Source organism: Streptomyces sp. NPDC088707 (assembly GCF_044752725.1).
Classification (GTDB): domain Bacteria; phylum Actinomycetota; class Actinomycetes; order Streptomycetales; family Streptomycetaceae; genus Streptomyces.
Map to the genome: position 1 here is coordinate 1,459,106 of NZ_JBIVLV010000001.1, position 17,364 is coordinate 1,476,469.

13 protein-coding genes and 1 tRNA gene are annotated in these 17,364 nt (G+C 72.4%); 1 reads left to right on the top strand and 13 read right to left on the bottom strand.

Going from position 1 to position 17,364, the window contains the following annotated elements:
• The first annotated feature begins 61 nt into the window (after positions 1 to 61).
• Positions 62 to 775, top strand: a complete 714-nt coding sequence (locus ACIP84_RS06525; protein WP_401795204.1) for a class I SAM-dependent methyltransferase — start codon at positions 62 to 64, stop codon at positions 773 to 775.
• A gap of 89 nt (positions 776 to 864) precedes the next feature.
• On the opposite strand, the gene ACIP84_RS06530 is transcribed toward ACIP84_RS06525, so the two are convergent.
• The 13 genes from ACIP84_RS06530 to ACIP84_RS06590 form a co-directional block, all read right to left on the bottom strand.
• Positions 865 to 952, bottom strand: a tRNA-Leu gene (locus tag ACIP84_RS06530).
• A gap of 245 nt (positions 953 to 1,197) precedes the next feature.
• Positions 1,198 to 2,265, bottom strand: coding sequence for a sugar phosphate isomerase/epimerase family protein (locus tag ACIP84_RS06535; RefSeq protein ID WP_401795207.1), 1,068 nt, complete (start codon positions 2,263 to 2,265; stop codon positions 1,198 to 1,200).
• Between the two features lie 109 nt (positions 2,266 to 2,374).
• On the bottom strand, positions 2,375 to 3,808 hold the full coding sequence (locus ACIP84_RS06540; protein ID WP_401795210.1) for a nucleotide pyrophosphatase/phosphodiesterase family protein: 1,434 nt from the start codon (positions 3,806 to 3,808) through the stop codon (positions 2,375 to 2,377).
• Complete coding sequence (eboE, locus tag ACIP84_RS06545; RefSeq protein WP_401795213.1) at positions 3,805 to 4,998, bottom strand: metabolite traffic protein EboE; 1,194 nt, start codon at positions 4,996 to 4,998, stop codon at positions 3,805 to 3,807. Before eboE ends, ACIP84_RS06540 begins: the two co-directional genes overlap by 4 nt.
• A gap of 9 nt (positions 4,999 to 5,007) precedes the next feature.
• Positions 5,008 to 5,856, bottom strand: coding sequence for a TatD family hydrolase (locus tag ACIP84_RS06550; protein ID WP_401795216.1), 849 nt, complete (start codon positions 5,854 to 5,856; stop codon positions 5,008 to 5,010).
• Entirely contained in the window at positions 5,856 to 6,416 is a 561-nt protein-coding gene (locus ACIP84_RS06555; protein ID WP_401795219.1) for an EboA domain-containing protein, read from the bottom strand. Before ACIP84_RS06555 ends, ACIP84_RS06550 begins: the two co-directional genes overlap by 1 nt.
• Entirely contained in the window at positions 6,410 to 7,375 is a 966-nt protein-coding gene (locus tag ACIP84_RS06560) for a sugar phosphate isomerase/epimerase family protein (RefSeq protein ID WP_401795222.1), read from the bottom strand. Before ACIP84_RS06560 ends, ACIP84_RS06555 begins: the two co-directional genes overlap by 7 nt.
• The gene (locus ACIP84_RS06565) at positions 7,372 to 8,430 is read right to left on the bottom strand and encodes an SCO3242 family prenyltransferase (protein WP_401795225.1); all 1,059 of its coding nucleotides are present in this window, start codon (positions 8,428 to 8,430) and stop codon (positions 7,372 to 7,374) included. The genes ACIP84_RS06560 and ACIP84_RS06565 overlap by 4 nt, the downstream gene beginning before the upstream one ends.
• The gene (locus ACIP84_RS06570; RefSeq protein ID WP_401795228.1) at positions 8,427 to 9,692 is read right to left on the bottom strand and encodes an inositol-3-phosphate synthase; all 1,266 of its coding nucleotides are present in this window, start codon (positions 9,690 to 9,692) and stop codon (positions 8,427 to 8,429) included. The genes ACIP84_RS06565 and ACIP84_RS06570 overlap by 4 nt, the downstream gene beginning before the upstream one ends.
• A 223-nt stretch (positions 9,693 to 9,915) precedes the next feature.
• A complete protein-coding gene (locus ACIP84_RS06575) occupies positions 9,916 to 13,626 on the bottom strand; it encodes a ThuA domain-containing protein (RefSeq protein ID WP_401795231.1) in 3,711 nt (1,236 codons plus the stop codon).
• Between the two features lie 245 nt (positions 13,627 to 13,871).
• Complete coding sequence (locus ACIP84_RS06580; protein WP_055600077.1) at positions 13,872 to 14,876, bottom strand: sugar phosphate isomerase/epimerase; 1,005 nt, start codon at positions 14,874 to 14,876, stop codon at positions 13,872 to 13,874.
• 13 nt (positions 14,877 to 14,889) lie between these two features.
• On the bottom strand, positions 14,890 to 16,176 hold the full coding sequence (locus tag ACIP84_RS06585) for a Gfo/Idh/MocA family protein (protein WP_401795234.1): 1,287 nt from the start codon (positions 16,174 to 16,176) through the stop codon (positions 14,890 to 14,892).
• 140 nt (positions 16,177 to 16,316) lie between these two features.
• Positions 16,317 to 17,363, bottom strand: coding sequence for a substrate-binding domain-containing protein (locus tag ACIP84_RS06590; RefSeq protein WP_401795237.1), 1,047 nt, complete (start codon positions 17,361 to 17,363; stop codon positions 16,317 to 16,319).
• Between the last annotated feature and the right edge of the window lies 1 nt (position 17,364).

A 17,364-nucleotide genomic window follows, 5' to 3' on the forward strand; every position in this document is an offset into this window, starting at 1 on the left:
GACGGCACGAGGTCGGACGATCCCCACCCCGCACGGCCCCTGAACACTTAGGGTCGGGAACATGTTCACCCCGCAGGGTCCCAGCCTCCGCGAGCTGACCGTCCAGGCCCTCTCCTCCGTCGAGCACGGCTACGACCTGCTCGCGACCAAGTTCGACGCGACGCCGTTCCGCACCTCCGAACACCTACTGACCGCCGTCACCCGCACCCTGGAGACCCTCGGCCCCTTCGGCTCGGGCCTCGACGTCTGCTGCGGCACCGGCGCCGGACTGGGCGTCCTCCGCTCGGTGTGCGCGGGCCCCGTCACCGGCGTCGACTTCAGTACGGGCATGCTGACCCGGGCCCGCGAGGCCCACCCGACGGCCGGCCTGGTCCGCGCCGACGCCCTGGCCCTGCCCTTCGCACCGGTCTTCGACCTGGCCGTCAGCTTCGGCGCCTTCGGCCACTTCCTGCCGCACGAGCAGCGCACCCTGTTCGGCCAGGTCCACGCCTCCCTGCGACCCGGGGGAACGTTCGCCTTCCCCATCGGGGCCCCGCCCCCCGTCGGCTCCCGCCTCTACTGGATCCTCTGGGGCTTCGACGCCACGATGCGCGTCCGCAACGCGGTCTGGCGCCCGCCCTTCGTCATGTACTACCGCACCTTCCGGCTCGGCGACGTCCGCGCCCGTCTGGAGGACGCCGGCTTCGAGGTCACCTTCGTGCCCGTCGACACCCTGGGCACCCGCGAGGACGGAAGCCCGCGGTGCCGCCTGGTGGTGGCGCGCCGGAAGAAGTAGCGACGGCCCGGCTCCGCCGTACCCGGGCCGTCGGGACGCCCCGCACAACGCGAAATGCCGGTCGATACGAGATCGACCGGCATTTCCACTGGTGTCCGAGGGGGGACTTGAACCCCCACGCCCGATAAAGGGCACTAGCACCTCAAGCTAGCGCGTCTGCCATTCCGCCACCCGGACAAGGTGTCTGCCGCTGCGGGGTTTCCCTCGCGGCGACAGATGTAACTCTACCAGGGGTTCCAGGTGGCTATCACCAGCGTTTTCCGTGGTCAGTGGGGTGAAACCGCCTCATGATCCTTGATCACTCACGGATTCCCCGGCCGTACGCACGGGGTGCCGCCGCTCGCTCACACAGAGTGCGGCGGGACCGGCGTGCGGCGGTCCCGAACCCCCTGGTCGGCGGGGGTCCGGGGCCGTCGGGAGGGTCAGCGGCCCTTCTCCCGCAGCGAGTGGAGGTGGGCGCTGGACCTGCGGGCGAAGGTCAGCGAGTCGACGGGGTTGTCGTGCTCGGCCTGCCAGTGGTGGGCGCTCCGGCCGTGGCGGGTGCGGTTGACCGCCGAGATGAAGTGCCGGTAGTCGATGTCGCCGTCACCGACGTCCGTCATCCGGTAGCCGTAGGGGACGGCGGAGTCGTCCCGGTCGCCGTCCTTCACGTGGAAGAGCGGATAGCGGTGGGGCTGGTCGAGGACGTAGTCGAGCGGGTCGAACGGGGCGGGGGTGCCGTCCGGGCGGACCGAGTAGCGGTACTGGCCGACGTACGCCCAGAAGATGTCCATCTCCAGGTGCACTAGGTCGGGGTCGGTCTCGGCGAGAAGGACGTCGTAGAGACGTACGTCGGGGCGGTCGCTGGCGAAGGAGAACTCCTCCGAGTGGTTGTGCTGGTAGAACTTCATGCCGCGCTTCCTCGCCGCGGCGCCGAACCGGTTGAACTCCTCGGCGCACCGCTTCCAGCCGTCGACGGTGGAGCCGTAGCGCCAGGGCCCGGAGGCGGTGCCGATGTGGGGCAGGCCCAGGGCGGCAGCGTCGTCGAGGACGCGGTCGAGGTTCTGGGCGAAGGTGTACGCGGCGGGGTCGCTCGCGTAGTAGCCGACATGGCTGCCGATCGGGCGCAGACCGTGGTCACGGGTGAGGCGCTTGAGCTGGGCGAGGCTGATGGGGCCGGCGGAGCCCTGGCTGTATCCGGCGTACTCGACCTCGTCGTAGCCGTACTTCCGCAGTTCGGCGAAGACGGCGGCGAAGCCGAGGGTCGCGACCTTGTCGCGCAGCGAGTAGAGCTGGATGCCGAGGCGGCCGGGCGGCAGGACGGGGCGGCCGTGCCCGTGGCCGTGGCCCGGCGCTGCGGTGGCGTCGACCGCCGCGGCGGCGGGCGCAGCCGCCGCCCCGAGCAGTGCGGCGGCGGTCGCGCCGGCGGCGACGCCCAGCATGTTCCGCCGGCTGAGCCTGTGGACGAGCTCGGGGTCGTTGGCGGTTTCGGTACGGCGCGTGCGACTCATCTGTGGACAACTCCTTGACTGTCGGAAAAGCCTGCTTCACTGGATTCAGCCGGAGGGATCGGCTGGGGGCTCCGGAGCGATCCGGAGGGATTCGGTCCGCTGCGTGGGTTCAGGTCGAGGTCTCCACGACCCCGGCCAGCCTGAGCAGCAGGTTCTTCACATCGGTGGCCGCGACGCGGCCGTCCAGGGCGCGGGGGGTGGAGCACAGGATGAGTGGCCCGTTGGCAGTGTCGTCACTCGCGGGAAGGCGGCCATGGCTGCCGCGAAGAGGTGAGGGGTCGAGAGGCACGACCGCCATCCGGTACCTCATACCGAGCTTCTTGCGGGCGATCGCCCTGGCGGCCTTGATCCGCACATAGGGGTCGAGCGGGTCCATGAGGAGTTCGGCGGGGTCGTAGCCGGGCTTGCGGTGGATCTCGACGAGCTGCGCGAAGTCGGGGGCGCGGGCGTCGTCGAGCCAGTAGTAGTACGTGAACCAGGCGTCGGGCTCGGCGACGGCGACCAGTTCCCCGGAGCGCGGATGGTCGAGGCCGTGTTCCTTCTTGCCGTCGTCGTCGAGGAGCCGTTCCAGACCGGGGAGGTCGGCGAGGGCTTCCCGGACGGCCGGCAGGTCGGCGGGGCGCTTGACGTAGACGTGGGCGATCTGGTGGTCGGCGACGGCGAACGCCCGGGAGGTCATGGGGTCCAGGTACTCCATGCCGTCCTGGGTGTGGACCTCCAGGAGGCCGGCGCGCCGCAGGGCGCGGTTGATGTCGACGGGGCGCTCGACCCGGGTGATGCCGTACTCGGAGAGGACCACGACCGTGCGGCCCTCGGCCCGCGCCTCCGCGAGGAGCGGTGCGAGGACGGTGTCGAGCGCGGCCGCGGCCCGGAAGGAGCGCGGATCGTCGGGGCCGTAGCGCTGCAGGTCGTAGTCCAGGTGCGGGACGTAGCAGAGGGCGAGGTCGGGGCGGCGGGTGCGAAGGATGTGACGGGTGGCGTCGACGATCCAGCGGCTGGAGACGAGGTCGGCGCCGGGGCCCCAGAAGTGGAAGAGGGGGAAGGTGCCGAACTTCTCGGTGAGTTCGTCGTGCAGGGCCGGGGGCCGGGTGTAGCAGTCGGGTTCCTTGCGCCCGTCGGCGTAGTAGACGGGGCGGGGGGTGACGGTGATGTCGGTGTCGGCGCCCATCGCGTACCACCAGCAGATGTTGGCGACGGTGTAGTCGGGATGGGTGCGGCGGGCGGCGTCCCAGAGGCGGTCGCCGGAGACGAGACCGTTGTGCTGGCGCCACAGCAGGACGTCGCCGAGGTCACGGAAGTACCAGCCGTTTCCGACGATGCCGTGCTCAGCGGGGAGAGTGCCGGTGAGAAAGGTGGTCTGGGCGGTGCAGGTGACAGCGGGCAGCACGGTGGAGAGCGGGGCCTGGGAGCCGCTGCGGGCGAGGGCGGCCAGGTGGGGCATGTGCGGCAGGAGCCGTGGGGTGAGACCGACGACGTCGAGGACCAGAAGGGGGGTCGGTGCGGGTGTGGCTGCGGAGGTGGCTGCGGGCGCGGGGTCGCTCATGGCAGTTCCTTGAGGCCGAGGTCGGTCAGCAGGTCGCGGGCCAGGGTCAGTTCGGCGGCGATGCCGTCGGCGAGCCGGGCCCTGGTACGGGGGCGACTCTCGGAGGGAAGGGCCTGCCAGGTGTACGTCTCGACCTCCAGATGGTGGGTGCGCGGATGCGGGCCGCCGACGAGCAGGGCGAGGGCGTCCTGGAGGACGGGGAGCGTGGAACTCAGCGGAGGGGCGGGGGGAGCGTGCAGGGGGACGTGGAAGTGGGCGCGCCACGGGGTCCCGTCGGGGAGACCGTGACCGGTCGCGGAGTGGTGGCCGGAGACGGCGAGCGCCTCGGGCAGGTCGTCGGTGCCTCGGAGGCCGGCGGCGGTCCTGGTGCGGGTCTGGTGGAGGAAGCGGGGCTCGGCGAACGCCGCGAGCGCCGCCCTGACCTCGGGGAGGTGCGGGTGCTCGGCGTGGAGCGCGGCGGAGAGCTGCGCCTTGGGCACCGGGATGCCGGCGGTGGCGAGCGATTCCAGGGCGGTGCGCGGATCCTCGAAGGAGGTCGCGAGATGACAGGTGTCGAGGCAGACGCCGATACGGGGGTTCGGCGCGGCGGTGAGTGCGGCGACGGCGTCGGCGACGGTCTCGACGATGCAGCCGGGCTCCGGTTCGAGCCCGATCCGGATGCTCCGCCCGGTGAGTTCCTCCAGCGCGTCGAGCCGTCCGGCGAGCGCCGTCAGGGCGGTGCGGGCGGTGGTGGCGGCCTCGGCGTCGAAGGGGGTGCGCCAGGCGAGGGGCAGGGTGGAGACGGAGCCTTCGGTGACGTCTTCGGGGAGCAGCGCGGCGAGGAGCCGGGCGAGGTCGGTGGTGTGGGCGAGACGATCGGGGTGGGTCCAGTCGGGCTGGTAGACGCGGTACTTGACCTCGTCGGCGCCGAATCCCTCGTACGGAAAGCCGTTCAGGGTGACCACTTCGAGGCCCCGGCGGTCGAGTTCGGCGCGCAGGGCGCGGAGCGAGGCCGGGTCGGTGGTCAGGGAGCGGGCGGCGTCGCGGGCGAGCCAGAGGCCGATGCCGAGGCGGTCACGGCCGAGGCGGCGGCGGACCGGCTCGCAGTGGTCGCGGAGCTGGGCGAGGACGCCGTCGAGGGTCTCGGCCGGGTGCACGTTGGTGCAGTAGGCGAGGTGGACGGTGGAGCCGTCGGGGTGCCGGAAGCGCATGGGGACGCCTCATTCCCCGCCGCGCAGCACGGAGTTGCCCTCGTGGAGCTCCGGCGGGGTGGGGAGGTCGAGGTGGAGGCGTCCGCTGAGACCGTAGAAGGCGACGGGGTTGCGCCAGAGGACCTGGTCGACGTCGTCGTCCGTGAAGCCGGCGCCGAGCATGGCCAGGGCCACGGCGTGGGTCTTGAGGGGGTCGCTGCGGCCCCAGTCGGCGGCCGAGTTCACCAGAACGCGGTCGGTTCCGTACTCCTTGAGGATCGCGACCGTCCGGTCCTCGTCCATCTTGGTATCGGGATAGACGGAGAAGCCGAGCCAGGCGCCGCTGTCGGCGGCCTCCTTGACGGTCGTCTCGTTGAGGTGGTCGAGGAGGACGCGGTCCGGGGCGAGCGCGGACTCACGCACGACGTCGACGGTGCGGCGCAGGCCGGTGAGCTTGTCGCGGTGCGGGGTGTGGACGAGCGCCGGCAGGCCGTGCTCGGCGGCGAGCTGGAGCTGGGTGGCGAGCGCGGTGTCCTCGGCGGGTGTCAGGGAGTCGTAGCCGATCTCGCCGACGGCGACGACACCGTCCTTGGCGAGGTACCGGGGCAGGTCGTCGAGGACGGGGACGCAGCGGGGGTCGTTGGCCTCCTTCGGGTTGAGGGCGAGGGCGCAGTGGTGGGCGATGCCGTGCTGGGCGGCACGGAAGGGCTCCCAGCCGAGGAGGGCGTCGAAGTAGTCGAGGAAGGAGGCGGGCGAGGTGCGCGGCTGGCCGAGCCAGAAGGACGGTTCGACGAGGGCGCGGACTCCGGCGTCGTACATCGCCCGGTAGTCGTCCGTGGTGCGCGAGGTCATGTGGATGTGCGGGTCGAAGATGCGCATCAGGACTCCTCGGTGGGGGCGGTGAGGGCGAGGACGCGGGTCAGATCGGCGGGGACGTCCCGGCCGGCGGCGGTGCGTTCGGCGGCGTGGTCGGCGAGCATCCGGGCGAGTTCGGCGTCACCGGCGGCGCGCTCGGCGAGGCCGGCGACGGCGGTGACGGGGACGTCGGTGAAGAGACATTTGAGGAGGGCGTGCCGCCAGGCGTGGGGGGTGAGGTGGGTGGCGGCGTAGGGGCCGACGGCGGCGGCGATCAGGGTGGCGTCGTGGGTGCGGAGGGCGTCCTCGACGAGAGGGACGGCCTCGGGGCCGGTGACGAGGACGGGGAGGGCCAGGAGGACCGCGCGGCGCTCGGCGGCGGCGCCGTGCCGGTAGAGACGGGTGAGGGTGTCGGGGTCCGCGCCGGCGGCTTGGAGGAGCAGGGTGCGGGCCTCGTCCGCGTGCTCGCGCCCGCAGTGCCGGCCCGCGGCGACGAAGCGCTCCTCCCAACCGGGAGCACGGGCCTCGGCCTCGGCGAGGGCGGAGTCCAGCCAGGCGCGGGCGGCGGCGGTGACCGTCAGCATGTCGGGGCCTCCGGACGCAGGAAGGAGAGGGAGGTGCGGGCGAGTTCGGGCCCGGCGTGGGAGTGGCGGGGTAGCTCGACGACGGTCAGCCCGGGGTAGCCGGCGGCGGTGAGTTCGGCGAGGGCGGCGAGGACGGGCGGGAAGTCGATCTCCCCGTCGCCGAACGGCAGGTGCTCGTGCACACCGCGGCGCATGTCCTCGATCTGGACGTGGTGCACCCAGGGGGCGGCCGCGCGCAGGCAGTCGGCGGGAGGGAGGGGTTCGAGGCACTGGCAGTGGCCGATGTCGAGGGTGAGGCCGAGGACGGCGGGCGGGGGGTCGCCGAGGAGCCCGCGCAGGTGGTGGAAGTCGTCGAGGGTGGCGAGGAGGTGGCCGGGTTCGGGTTCGACGGCCAGGGGGACGCGGGCGGCTTCCGCCGCGTCGAGGACAGGGGCGAGCGAGGAGGTGAGCCGCTTCCAGGCCTCGTCCGGCGGGGTGTCGCCCGGGAGGGTGCCGCTGAAGCAGTGCACGGCGTGCGCGCCGAGGTCGGAGGCGATGCGGACGGCCCGCAGCAGGAGCCGGACCCGGGCGGCGCGGTCCTCGGGGTCCGGGTCGAGCAGGGACGGGCCGTGCTTGCGGCGCGGGTCGAGGACGTAGCGGGCCCCCGTCTCGACGGTCACTCCGAGCCCCAGCTCGCCGAGGCGCCGGGCGACCCGGGCGGTGCGGGCGGCCAGGTCGGGGGCGAGGGGGTCGAGGTGCATGTGGTCGAGGGTCAGCCCGACGCCGTCGTAGCCGAGATCGGCGAGCAGCCCGAGGGCGTCGTCGAGCCGCAGATCGGTGAGGCCGTTGGTGCCGTAGCCCAGCCGCGGGCGGCCCGCGGAGTGCGGAGAGGAGTGGGAGGAGGCGGGAGCGGCGATCGGGGCGGCGGCCCCGGCAAGGGAGGGGGCCGACGGACGGGAGGCGGGACGGGTGGTGCTCATGTGGGGCTCACCTTCCGGGCGAGGGCGCGCGCGGCCGGGACCAGGCCGAGCAGCGCGAGCGCGGTTCCCGGCGCCCCGGCGCGGGCGGCCAGCGCGGCCTGAAGCGGGATGGTGGCCCGGATCCCCCCGCCGACGGCCCGCTCGGTGAGCGCCGCCGACGGGTTGAGCGCGGCGTGGAGGAGGAGGGTGGCCGGGGTGCGGGCGTAGGCGAGAGCGAGGAGGGGACCGAGGCCACGGGACCGACCGGGCCGGCGGACAGGGAGCAGCCGGCGGGAGGGCAGCGGCCAGGAGGACGGAAGGGGCCGACTGGAGGGGAGGGCGGGGTGGGGGTGGGGGGCGGGGGCGGGGGGCCCCGGAGGGGAGGAGACGGTGGTGCCGGGTCGCGCGCCGAGCGCCTCGCCCGATGCCGCCGCGGCCACCGCCAGGGTGACGGCGAGTGCGGCGAGCGGGGTGCGGGTGGAGCCGCCGTGGGTCTCGTGGCGGGAGACGGCGGTGACGGCGTAGGTGTGCGCGCCGAGCAGGGCGGCGGACGGCAGGGCGTGCACGGCGCGGTGGCGGGGTCCCCCGTTCCTGCCCGTCGAGGCCGTCGCGCTCGTCGAGGCCGTCGCGCCCAGGAGGAGGTCGAGCGCTCGGGCCGTGGCCATGGTGCCGGGGCCCGCCGGGGTGTGTTTCAGGCCGAGGTCGTAGGCCCAGACCGTGGCGGCGAGGGCGGTGGCGACCGCGAGGGCCGGGCGGCCCGCGCGGGAGGCCAGGGCGAGGCCCGCCGCCGTCAGGGCCGTCGAGGCCGCAAGGGCGGCGCTCGGGGCGATGCGTCCGGAGGGCAGGGGGCGGTGGGGGCGTTCGGCGGCGTCCTCGGCCCGGTCGGCCCAGTCGTTGAGGGCCATCCCCGCCTCGTACAGGCAGAGCGAGGCGCCGATCGCACAGAGCGTGCCCCGGCCGGGGCGGGCTCCGGCCGCCGCAGCGCCCGCGAGGGCGTCGCCGGGCACCGAGAACAGTGCCGATACGCGGAGGAGTTCCGCCCAGGCCTGTGCCCGGCCGGTGCGCCGCCGGGTCATCGGGCCGTCCCCGTCCCCGCGTCCCCCGTCGCCGCGTCCCCCGCTCTCGCGCCCCCCGTCGCCGCGTCCCCCGGCCCCGTGTTCCCGGCGCCGGTGTCCGCCGCGCCCGTCTCGCCCGTACCCGCATGCGCCGTGCCCGCCTCCACCGCCCCCGGGCGGTCGCCCAGCGTGCGGCCGAAGGTCAGCAGGCGGTCGTACTGCTCCGCCAGCGAGGCCGGAGGGGTGCCTTCCGGGTCCTTGAAGTAGAAGGCGAGGTCCTCCAAAGGCCCTGTTCGGCCCTTCTCGTGGGCGCGGGCCGTGAGGCGGGCGAGGTCGAGGACGAGGGGGGCCGCGAGGGCGGAGTCGCAGCCCTGCCAGAGGGTCTGGAGGATCATGCGGGTGCCGAGGAAGCCGTCGAAGGCGATGTGGTCCCAGGCGGTCTTCCACTCCCCCAGCGCGGGGACGTCGTCGATGTGGACCTGGCCTTCGACGCCGGGGCCGAGGGTGTCGGTGAGGACGCGTTCCTTCCCGGCGTTCTTGGCGGCCGCGGCCGCCGGGTCGGCGAGGGCGGCTCCGTCGCCGCCGCCGAGGAGGTTGCTGCCGGACCAGGCGCGTACGGTCAGGGCGCGCTGGCGGAACATCGGGGCGAGCACGGCGCGGAGCAGGGTCTGGCCGGTCTTGCCGTCGCGGCCCGCGTGCGGCAGTCGGCTCGCGGCGAGCGGGGCGGCGAGGGCGGGGTGGCGCAGGCCCGTGGACGGGGTGAAGTTGACGTACGGGCATCCGGCGCGCAGTGCGGCGGCGGCGTACAGGGTGCTGGGCGGGAGCCCGACGCCCCCCGACGCCGGCTCCGTGGATGCCACATTGACGACCACGACGCGGTCCAGGCCAATGCGTCGGCGGAAGTCCGTCAGGTCGTGGGTGAAGGCGGTGATGAGTTGTTCGTCGGTGCGGGTGTCGCCGGGGGCGGGGCCGCCGGGGCGGATCTCGCGGTCGGCGGCCTCGAGTTCGCGGGTGACGGTGCTGATGAGGCCGTACGGGAGGACTCCGGCGGTGGTGAGTTGTTCGGCGCGTTTGGGGAGCGGGCAGTCGGTGGTGTCGTGTCCGCCGAAGACGAGGGAGGCGAGTGGGGGCAGGCCGGCGTCGGCGAGTTCGGGGGTTTCGGTGGCCATGCCGGTGGGTGGGTGGAGTCCGGCGACGAGAGCGGCGCAGCCGACCATGGTGGTGGTGGCGACGGAGCCTCTCGCGCCTATGAGCCAGATTCCGGTGCGGGGTGCGTGGGTCATGGCGTCGGCCTCCCTGCTCGTCCAGCGGAAAGAGGGGTGGGGGTGGTGACGGTGGGCGGGGGGTACGGCGCCGCCCCGCCCACCGTCGTCCGGGGGCTCCCGTCAGCTGGGTGCGGGAGCCGGTCGGAGGGAGCTCCGTCAGCAGGGGAGCTCCGTCAGGAGGGGAGCTCCGTCAGGAGGGGAGTTCCGTCAGGAGGGGAGTTCCGTCAGGAGGGGAGTTCCGTCAGGAGGGGAGTTCCTTGAGTCGGATGTCGCGGAAGGCGGCCTGGTCTGCGGCTCCGTGGTTCTGGATGCCGATGTGGCCGCTGGTGAGGCTGCGGGCGGGGTCGGTGTTGGTGAAGTCGTTGATCTTGATGCCGTTGAGGAAGACCTGGAGGCGTTCGCCCTGGACGCGGATTTCGTACGTGTTCCACTGGCCGGGCGGGCGGAGGGCCTGGTCGCGGGCCTTGAGGTTGGCGGATTTGAAGCCGTAGACGGCGCCGGTGGTGCGGTCGGCGGCGTCGGTGGCGTCGATCTGGATCTCGTAGCCGTTGTTCACGGCGGACCAGGGGTCGTCGCTGGCGGGGAAGCCGACGAAGATGCCGGAGTTGGAGTCTCCGGTGAGTTTCCAGTCGAGGGTGAGGGAGTAGGAGCGGAGTTCCTTGGCCTGGTACCAGAGCATGCCCATGCCGCCGGTGGAGTGGAGTTCGCGGTTCGTGATGTCGAAGCCGCCGGGTCCGGCCTGCTTCCAGCCTTCACGGGTCTCGCCGTTGAAGAGGTCGCGGTAGCCGGTCTGGGGCCGGCAGTCGGCCTTGACCTGGCCGGTGGCGTAGCGGAGGCCGCCCAGCAGGTGTTGGCGGAAGGCCGGTTCGGCGTAGGACTCCTTGGTGTGGCCGCCTCCGGTGTAGAAGGAGCGGCCGCCGCCGTAGGTCTGGCACCAGGCGATGGGGTGGTCGCCCTTCATGGTGCCGCCCTGGTAGGTGGTCTCGTCGAGGGTGGCGAGGACGCGGGCCTGGTCGCGGGGGTTGGTGCGGTAGTTGTACCACTCGTCGGTGCGCTGCCAGGGGCCGTCGATGTGGGCGGTGGCGGGGTGGGTGTGGTCTTCGGCGCGGACGGTGGCGGGCTGGATCTGGGGGTGGGACTGGAAGTAGGCGCCGACGAGTCCGCCGTAGAAGCTCCAGTCGTACTCGGTGTCGGCGGCGGCGTGGATGCCCATGTAGCCGCCGCCGGTGGAGACGTAGTTCTCGAAGGCCTTCTGCTGGTCGGTGTCGAGGACGTCGCCGGTGGTGGAGAGGAAGACGACGGCGTCGTAGCGGGCGAGGTTGTTGGTGGTGAACTGGCGGGGTTCCTCGGTGCTGTCGATGACGATGTCGTGGGTGGCGCCGAGTTCCTTGAGGGCGGTGATGCCGGTGCCGATGGAGTCGTGGCGGAAGCCGGCGGTCTTGGAGAAGACGAGGACTCGCTTGGCGTTGCGGTTCACGGGGGTGCTGGAGAAGGTGAAGTCGTCGAGGTCGTAGAGGGCGCCGGTGCCGCCCTTGAAGACGAGGAAGAGTTCGGTGGTCTTGCGGGGGAGGTTCCGCAGGGGGACGTCGATGTCCTGGAAGGTCTCCCAGCTGCCGGTGACGGGGACGGGTGCGGAGCCGTGGAGGGGGCCGGTGGGTGAGCCGGTGCGGACTTCGAGGAAGCCGCCGTTGCCGCCGGAGGAGATGCGGGCGGTGAGCTTGGTGGCTCCGGTGACGTTGTAGGGCTTGAAGGAGATCCAGTCGCCGTCGTGGATGTCGCCGACGGTGCGTCCGCCGTTGGCCTGGGTCTTGTCGAAGAGGTTGACGCCGTTCTGGGCGTCGAAGTGTTCGGCCTGGCGGTGGCGGGGCTGGAGTTTGGCCTGGTCGTGGGTGGTGAGGGCGGCCTGGCCGCCGCCTCCGCCGTCGGTGTACTCGGCGTCGAAGACGGCGAAGATGTTGGCGTCGTCGTCGTGGCCGCCGTCGGCGGAGGTCTTGATGGTGCCGGTGCAGCCGTTGGCGGTGGTGACGGGGTGGCCGTGGCTGTCGTGGCCGAGGACGTAGGTGACCTTGACCTTGGTGCAGTCGATGGTGCCGTCTTCGGGGTCGGTGACGGTGACCTTGAAGGGGATGTCGTCGCCGAAGGAGAAGAGGGCTCCTTCTGCGGGGAGTTCGAGGGTGACCTTGGGGGCGGTGTTGCCGACGACGATGTGGACGGAGGCGGAGCCGGTGCGGCCGCTGGTGTCCTTGGCCGTCACGGTGGCGGTGTAGGTGCCGTTCCTGCGGTACGTGTGGGTGGGGTTGGCGGTCGTGGCGGTGCCGCCGTCGCCGAAGTCCCAGGTGTAGGTGAGGGCGTCGCCGTCGCCGTCGGTGGTGCCGGCGGAGGAGAAGGCGACCTTCAGGGGGGCGGTGCCGGAGGTCTTGTTGACGCTCGCTTCGGCGACCGGGGAGCGCCCGCCGGTGGCGTTCTCGATGCGGTAGAGGCCGGAGTTGTGGTCGCCGCCGAACCAGGCGGTGCCGTAGTCGAGGACGTAGAGGGCTCCGTCGGGGCCGAAGGCCATGTCCATGATCTGGGTGCCGGTCCAGGGGACGTCGTTGATGGAGGCGACGGTGCCGTCGGTGTCCTGGTCGATGCGCTTGATCCAGCGGCGGCCGAACTCTCCGGCGAAGAAGTCGCCGTCGTAGGCCTCGGGGAACTTGACCGGGGAGGTGTTGGCGGGGTCGTAGCGGTAGACGGGGCCGCCCATGGGTGATTCGGAGCCGGTGCCGAACTCGGGTACGGAGCCGCCGTTGTAGGGGATCCAGGCGGGTTCGGCGGGCGGCAGGTCGACGAGTCCGGTGTTGTGCGGGGAGTCGTTCTTGAGGGCGGCGCAGTCGTAGGTGGTGCCGGAGGTCTTGGTGGCGAAGTCGTAGTCGACGTAGGGGTCGTTGTCGCCGGTGCAGAAGGGCCAGCCGAAGTTGCCGGGCTTGGTGACGCGGGCGAACTCGACCTGTCCGGCGGGGCCGCGCCGGGGGTCGGCGGCGCCGGCGTCGGGGCCGTAGTCGCCGACGTAGAGGGTGCCGGTGGCTTTGTCGACGCTGAAGCGGAAGGGGTTGCGGAAGCCCATGGCGTAGATCTCGGGCCTGGTCCTGGCGGTGCCGGCGGCGAAGAGGTTGCCTTCGGGGACGGTGTAGGTGCCGTCGTCGGCGACCTTGATGCGGAGGATCTTGCCGCGGAGGTCGTTGGTGTTGCCGGAGGTGCGGCGGGCGTCGAACGCGGGGTTGCGGTCGGGGCGTTCGTCGATGGGGGTGAAGCCGTCGGAGGCGAAGGGGTTGGAGTCGTCGCCGGTCGAGAGGTAGAGGTTGCCCTGGGCGTCGAAGTCGATGTCGCCGCCGACGTGGCAGCAGATCCCGCGGGTGGCGGGGATGTCGATGACCTTCTTCTCGCTGGCGTTGTCGAGGGTGCCGTCGGCTCGCAGGGTGAAGCGGGAGAGGCGGTTGACGCCGTCGTACTTCGCGAAGTCGGCGGCGGTGCCGTTCTCGGGGGCGTCGCCTGCGGGGGTGTCGAGGGGCGGGGCGTAGTAGAGGTAGATGGCCTTGTTCTGGGCGAAGTTCGGGTCGAGGCCGATGCCCTGGAGGCCTTCTTCGTCGTGGGAGTAGACGGGGACGGTGCCGATGACGGTGGTGTTGCCGGCGGCGTCGGTGCGGCGGAGTTCGCCGTTGCGGGAGGTGTGGAGGACGCTGCGGTCCGGGAGTACGGCGAGGGACATGGGTTCGCCGACTTCCTCGCCGCCCTTGGCGAGGGTGATCTGCTGGAATTCCTCGGCGGCCGAGGCGGCGGATGCGGCGGATGCGGTGGTTCCGCCGGGGGCGGGGGCTTCGGGTTCGGCGGCGAGGCCCTGGGGGGCGCCGAGGGCGAGCAGTCCGATGGTGAGTAGGGCGAGCGACTTCCTGGCGCGGAGTCGTTTTCTGTGCACGGGTGTCCTCCGGAGTAGGGCCGGGTGTGCGGGTTGTCCGGGGACCGGCGTGCGCCGTCACGCTGGTCACATCACGCTGTTACGCCATGTACACATCAGGGACCGTAGCCGGGTTCGTCCCCCACGGAAAGCCCTTGTGCACCACTGCGGTCGAACTTTTCCCCGCGAGAGGACAAAGGCTCTCGCGGGCAGCGCGGACCGGCCCGGCGGCACCTCGCCGCCAGGCGCGGACCTGCGCCTTCACCTCAGTCGGCGCTCCCGAAGGCCGCGTCGAAGGAGGCCGCCGGGGGGTCGAAGTCGTACCGCTTGAGGAAGGACAGCGCCTCGGGGGCACCGGTCAGCCGGTCCATGCCGGCGTCCTCCCACTCCACGGAGACGGGCCCGGCGTAGCCGATGGACCGGAGCATGCGGAAGACGTCCTCCCAGGGCACGTCGCCGTGTCCCGCGGAGACGAAGTCCCAGCCGCGCCGGGGGTCGCCCCAGGGCAGATGGGAGCCGAGCCGGCCGCTCCGGCCGTCGAGCCGCTTACGGGCCTCCTTGCAGTCCACGTGGTAGATCCGGTCGCGGAAGTCCCACAGGAAGCCGACGGGGTCGAGGTCCTGCCACACGAAGTGGCTGGGATCGAAGTTGAGCCCGAAGGCGGGACGCCGGTCGACGGCGTCCAGGGCCCGCTGGGTGGTCCAGTAGTCGTAGGCGATCTCGCTGGGGTGGACCTCGTGGGCGAAGCGGACGCCTTCGGCGTCGAAGACGTCGAGGATCGGGTTCCACCGTTCCGCGAAGTCCTCGAAGCCGCGCTCGACCATGCGCTCGGGGACCGGCGGGAACATCGCCACCAGATGCCAGATGGAGGAGCCGGTGAAGCCGATGACGGTGTCGACGCCGAGCGCGGCCGCGGCCCGCGCGGTGTCCGCGAGTTCGCGGGCGGCGCGCTGCCGGACCCCTTCGGCGTCGCCGTCACCCCAGATCCGGGCGGGCACGATCGCCTGGTGGCGCTCGTCGATGGGATGGTCGCACACGGCCTGTCCCACCAGGTGGTTGGAGATCGCCCAGCACTTCAGGCCGTACGCGTCGAGCAGTTCGCGCCTGCCCTTGACGTACGCCGGGTCGGCGAGGGCCTTGTCGACCTCGAAGTGATCTCCCCAGCAGGCGAGTTCGAGGCCGTCGTAGCCGAAGTCGCGGGCGAGCCGGCAGACCTCCTCCAGGGGCAGGTCGGCCCACTGGCCGGTGAAGAGCGTGAAGGGTCGTGGCACGGTCGGGCGCCTCCTAGCTCGGTACGGATGTGTCGGCGGGGGTGTCGGGGTGCGCCTCGGCGGGCTTGTCGGCCGAGGCGTCGGCGGCAGTGTGGACCGGGAGGCCGACCGGGGTGTAGACCGCGTTGCTCCGGGCGCTCTCCTCCACCGCGGCCAGGACCCGCTGGACCTGGAGGCCGTCGGAGAAGGAGGGCGCCGGGGCGATGCCGCTCGCGACGGCGTGGACCAGGTCGCGTGCCTGGTGGGCGAAGGTGTGCTCGTAGCCGAGCGCGTGACCGGGTGGCCACCAGCCCTCCAGGTACGGGTGGTCGGGTTCGGTCACGAGGATGCGGCGGAAGCCCGCCGAGACCGCCGGTTCGGTGTGGTCGTGGAAGGACAGTTCGTTGAGCCGCTCCAGGTCGAAGGCGAGCGAGCCGCGTTCCCCGTTGATCTCCAGCCGTAGCGCGTTCTTGCGGCCGGCGGCCATCCTGGTGGCCTCGAAGGAGGCGAGCGCGCCGGAGGCGAGCCGCCCGGTGAACAGGGCCGCGTCGTCGACGGTGACCTGTCCGTACGCCTCCGATCCCGCTCCCCCGGCGAGACCGCCCGCGGCGACGCCCGCGAGCAGCGGACGCTTCCGTACGAAGGTCTCGGTGAGCGCAGAGACGCCGACGAGCGGCTCCCCCGCCAGGTACTGGGCGAGGTCGACGGCGTGCGCCCCCAGGTCTCCGAGCGCGCCGGAGCCGGCGTGTTCGCGTTCCAGGCGCCAGGTGAGCGGGAAGGCGGGATCGACCAGCCAGTCCTGGAGGTAGGTGACGCGGACGTGCCGCAGGGTGCCGAGGCGGCCGTCCGCGATGAGCTGCCGGGCGTACGAAAGGGCGGGCACCCGGCGGTAGTTGAAGCCGACCATGGCGATCTGGCCCCGGGCGGCGGCCGCTTCGGCGGCCGCGACCATGGTCTCGGCCTCGGCGACCGAGTTGGCGAGCGGCTTTTCGCACAGCACGTGCTTGCCGGCCTCCAGGGCGGCGACGGCGATCTCCGCATGGCTGTCGCCCGGGGTGCAGACGTCGACGAGCTGGACGTCGTCGCGGGCGATCAGCGCGCGCCAGTCGGTTTCGGCGGCGGCCCAGCCGTGTCGTCGGGCGGCGGCCCGGACGGCGGTGGCGTCACGGCCCGCGACGGCGGCGAGGACGGGTCGCAGCGGCAGGTCGAAGACGCGGCCCGCGGTGCGCCAGCCCTGTGAGTGGGCGGCTCCCATGAACGCGTAGCCGACCATGCCGATGCCGAGCGTCGGCGGTGCGGCCCCGCTCTCCGTCTGTTCCATACGGTTCCTCCGTTTCGTGGTGCGGCGAGTTGCTGCTCCCCGGGGGCGGTCGGGCCGCCCGGGGGCCGGTCCGGCCGGGCGGCCCGGAGCGGACGGCCCGGTGCGGGCCTCCCGGTGCGGGCCTCCCGGGTCCGGGTCGGTCAGCTGAAGCCGGTGGGCATGTACTCGTCGACGTTCTCCTTGGTGACGACGGCCGAGTAGAGGGTGATCGAGGCGGGGATCTCCAGCTCGGACATGCCGCCGACGCCCTTCTTCTGGCCGAGGGCGCGGGCGAGGTCGATCGCGGAGGCGGCCATGGTCGGCGGGTAGAGGACGGTGGCCTTGAGGACGCCGGTGTCGGCCTTGATGGCGTCCATGGCGGACTTGGCGCCGGCGCCGCCGACCATGAGGAAGTCCTTGCGGCCGGCCTGGGCGACGGCCCGGAGCGCGCCGACCCCCTGGTCGTCGTCATGGTTCCACAGCGCGTCGAACTTCGGCTGCGCCTGCAGGAGTTGGGCCATCTTGGCCTGTCCCGACTCGACGGTGAAGTCGGCTGCCTGGCGGGCGACCTTGCGGATGTTGGGGTAGTTCTTGAGGGCGTCGTCGAAGCCCTGGGTGCGCTGCTTGGTGAGTTCGAGGCTGTCCATGCCGGCGAGTTCGACGACCGTGGCGTTCGGCTTGTCCTTGAGCTGTTCGCCGATGAAGTTGCCGGCGTTGAGGCCCATGCCGTAGTTGTCGCCGCCGATCCAGCAGCGGTAGGCCTGCGGGGAGGCGAAGATCCGGTCGAGGTTGATGACGGGGATGCCGGCCTTCATGGCCTGGAGGCCGATCTGGGTGAGGGCCTTGCCGTCGGCGGGGAGGATGACGAGGACGTCGACCTTCTTGTTGATGAGGGTCTGGACCTGGCCGATCTGGGTGGCGGTGTCGTTGGAGCCCTCGGTGATCTCCAGGGTGACGTCGGAGTACTTCTTCGCGCGCCGCTCGGCGTTGTCGTTGATGGCGTTGAGCCAGCCGTGGTCGGCCTGCGGGCCGGCGAAGCCGATGGTGACGGGGGTGCCGGGCTTGTCGTCGGCGGCCGGCGCGGCGCTCCCGACGGGCGATGTGCCGTTGGCGGCTTTCGGCTCGTTGCTCGTACAGGCCGTGAGCAGGGCGCCGGCGGAGACGGCCGCGCCGCCGAGGAGGAGGTGTCTGCGGCTGGTTTCGGGCATG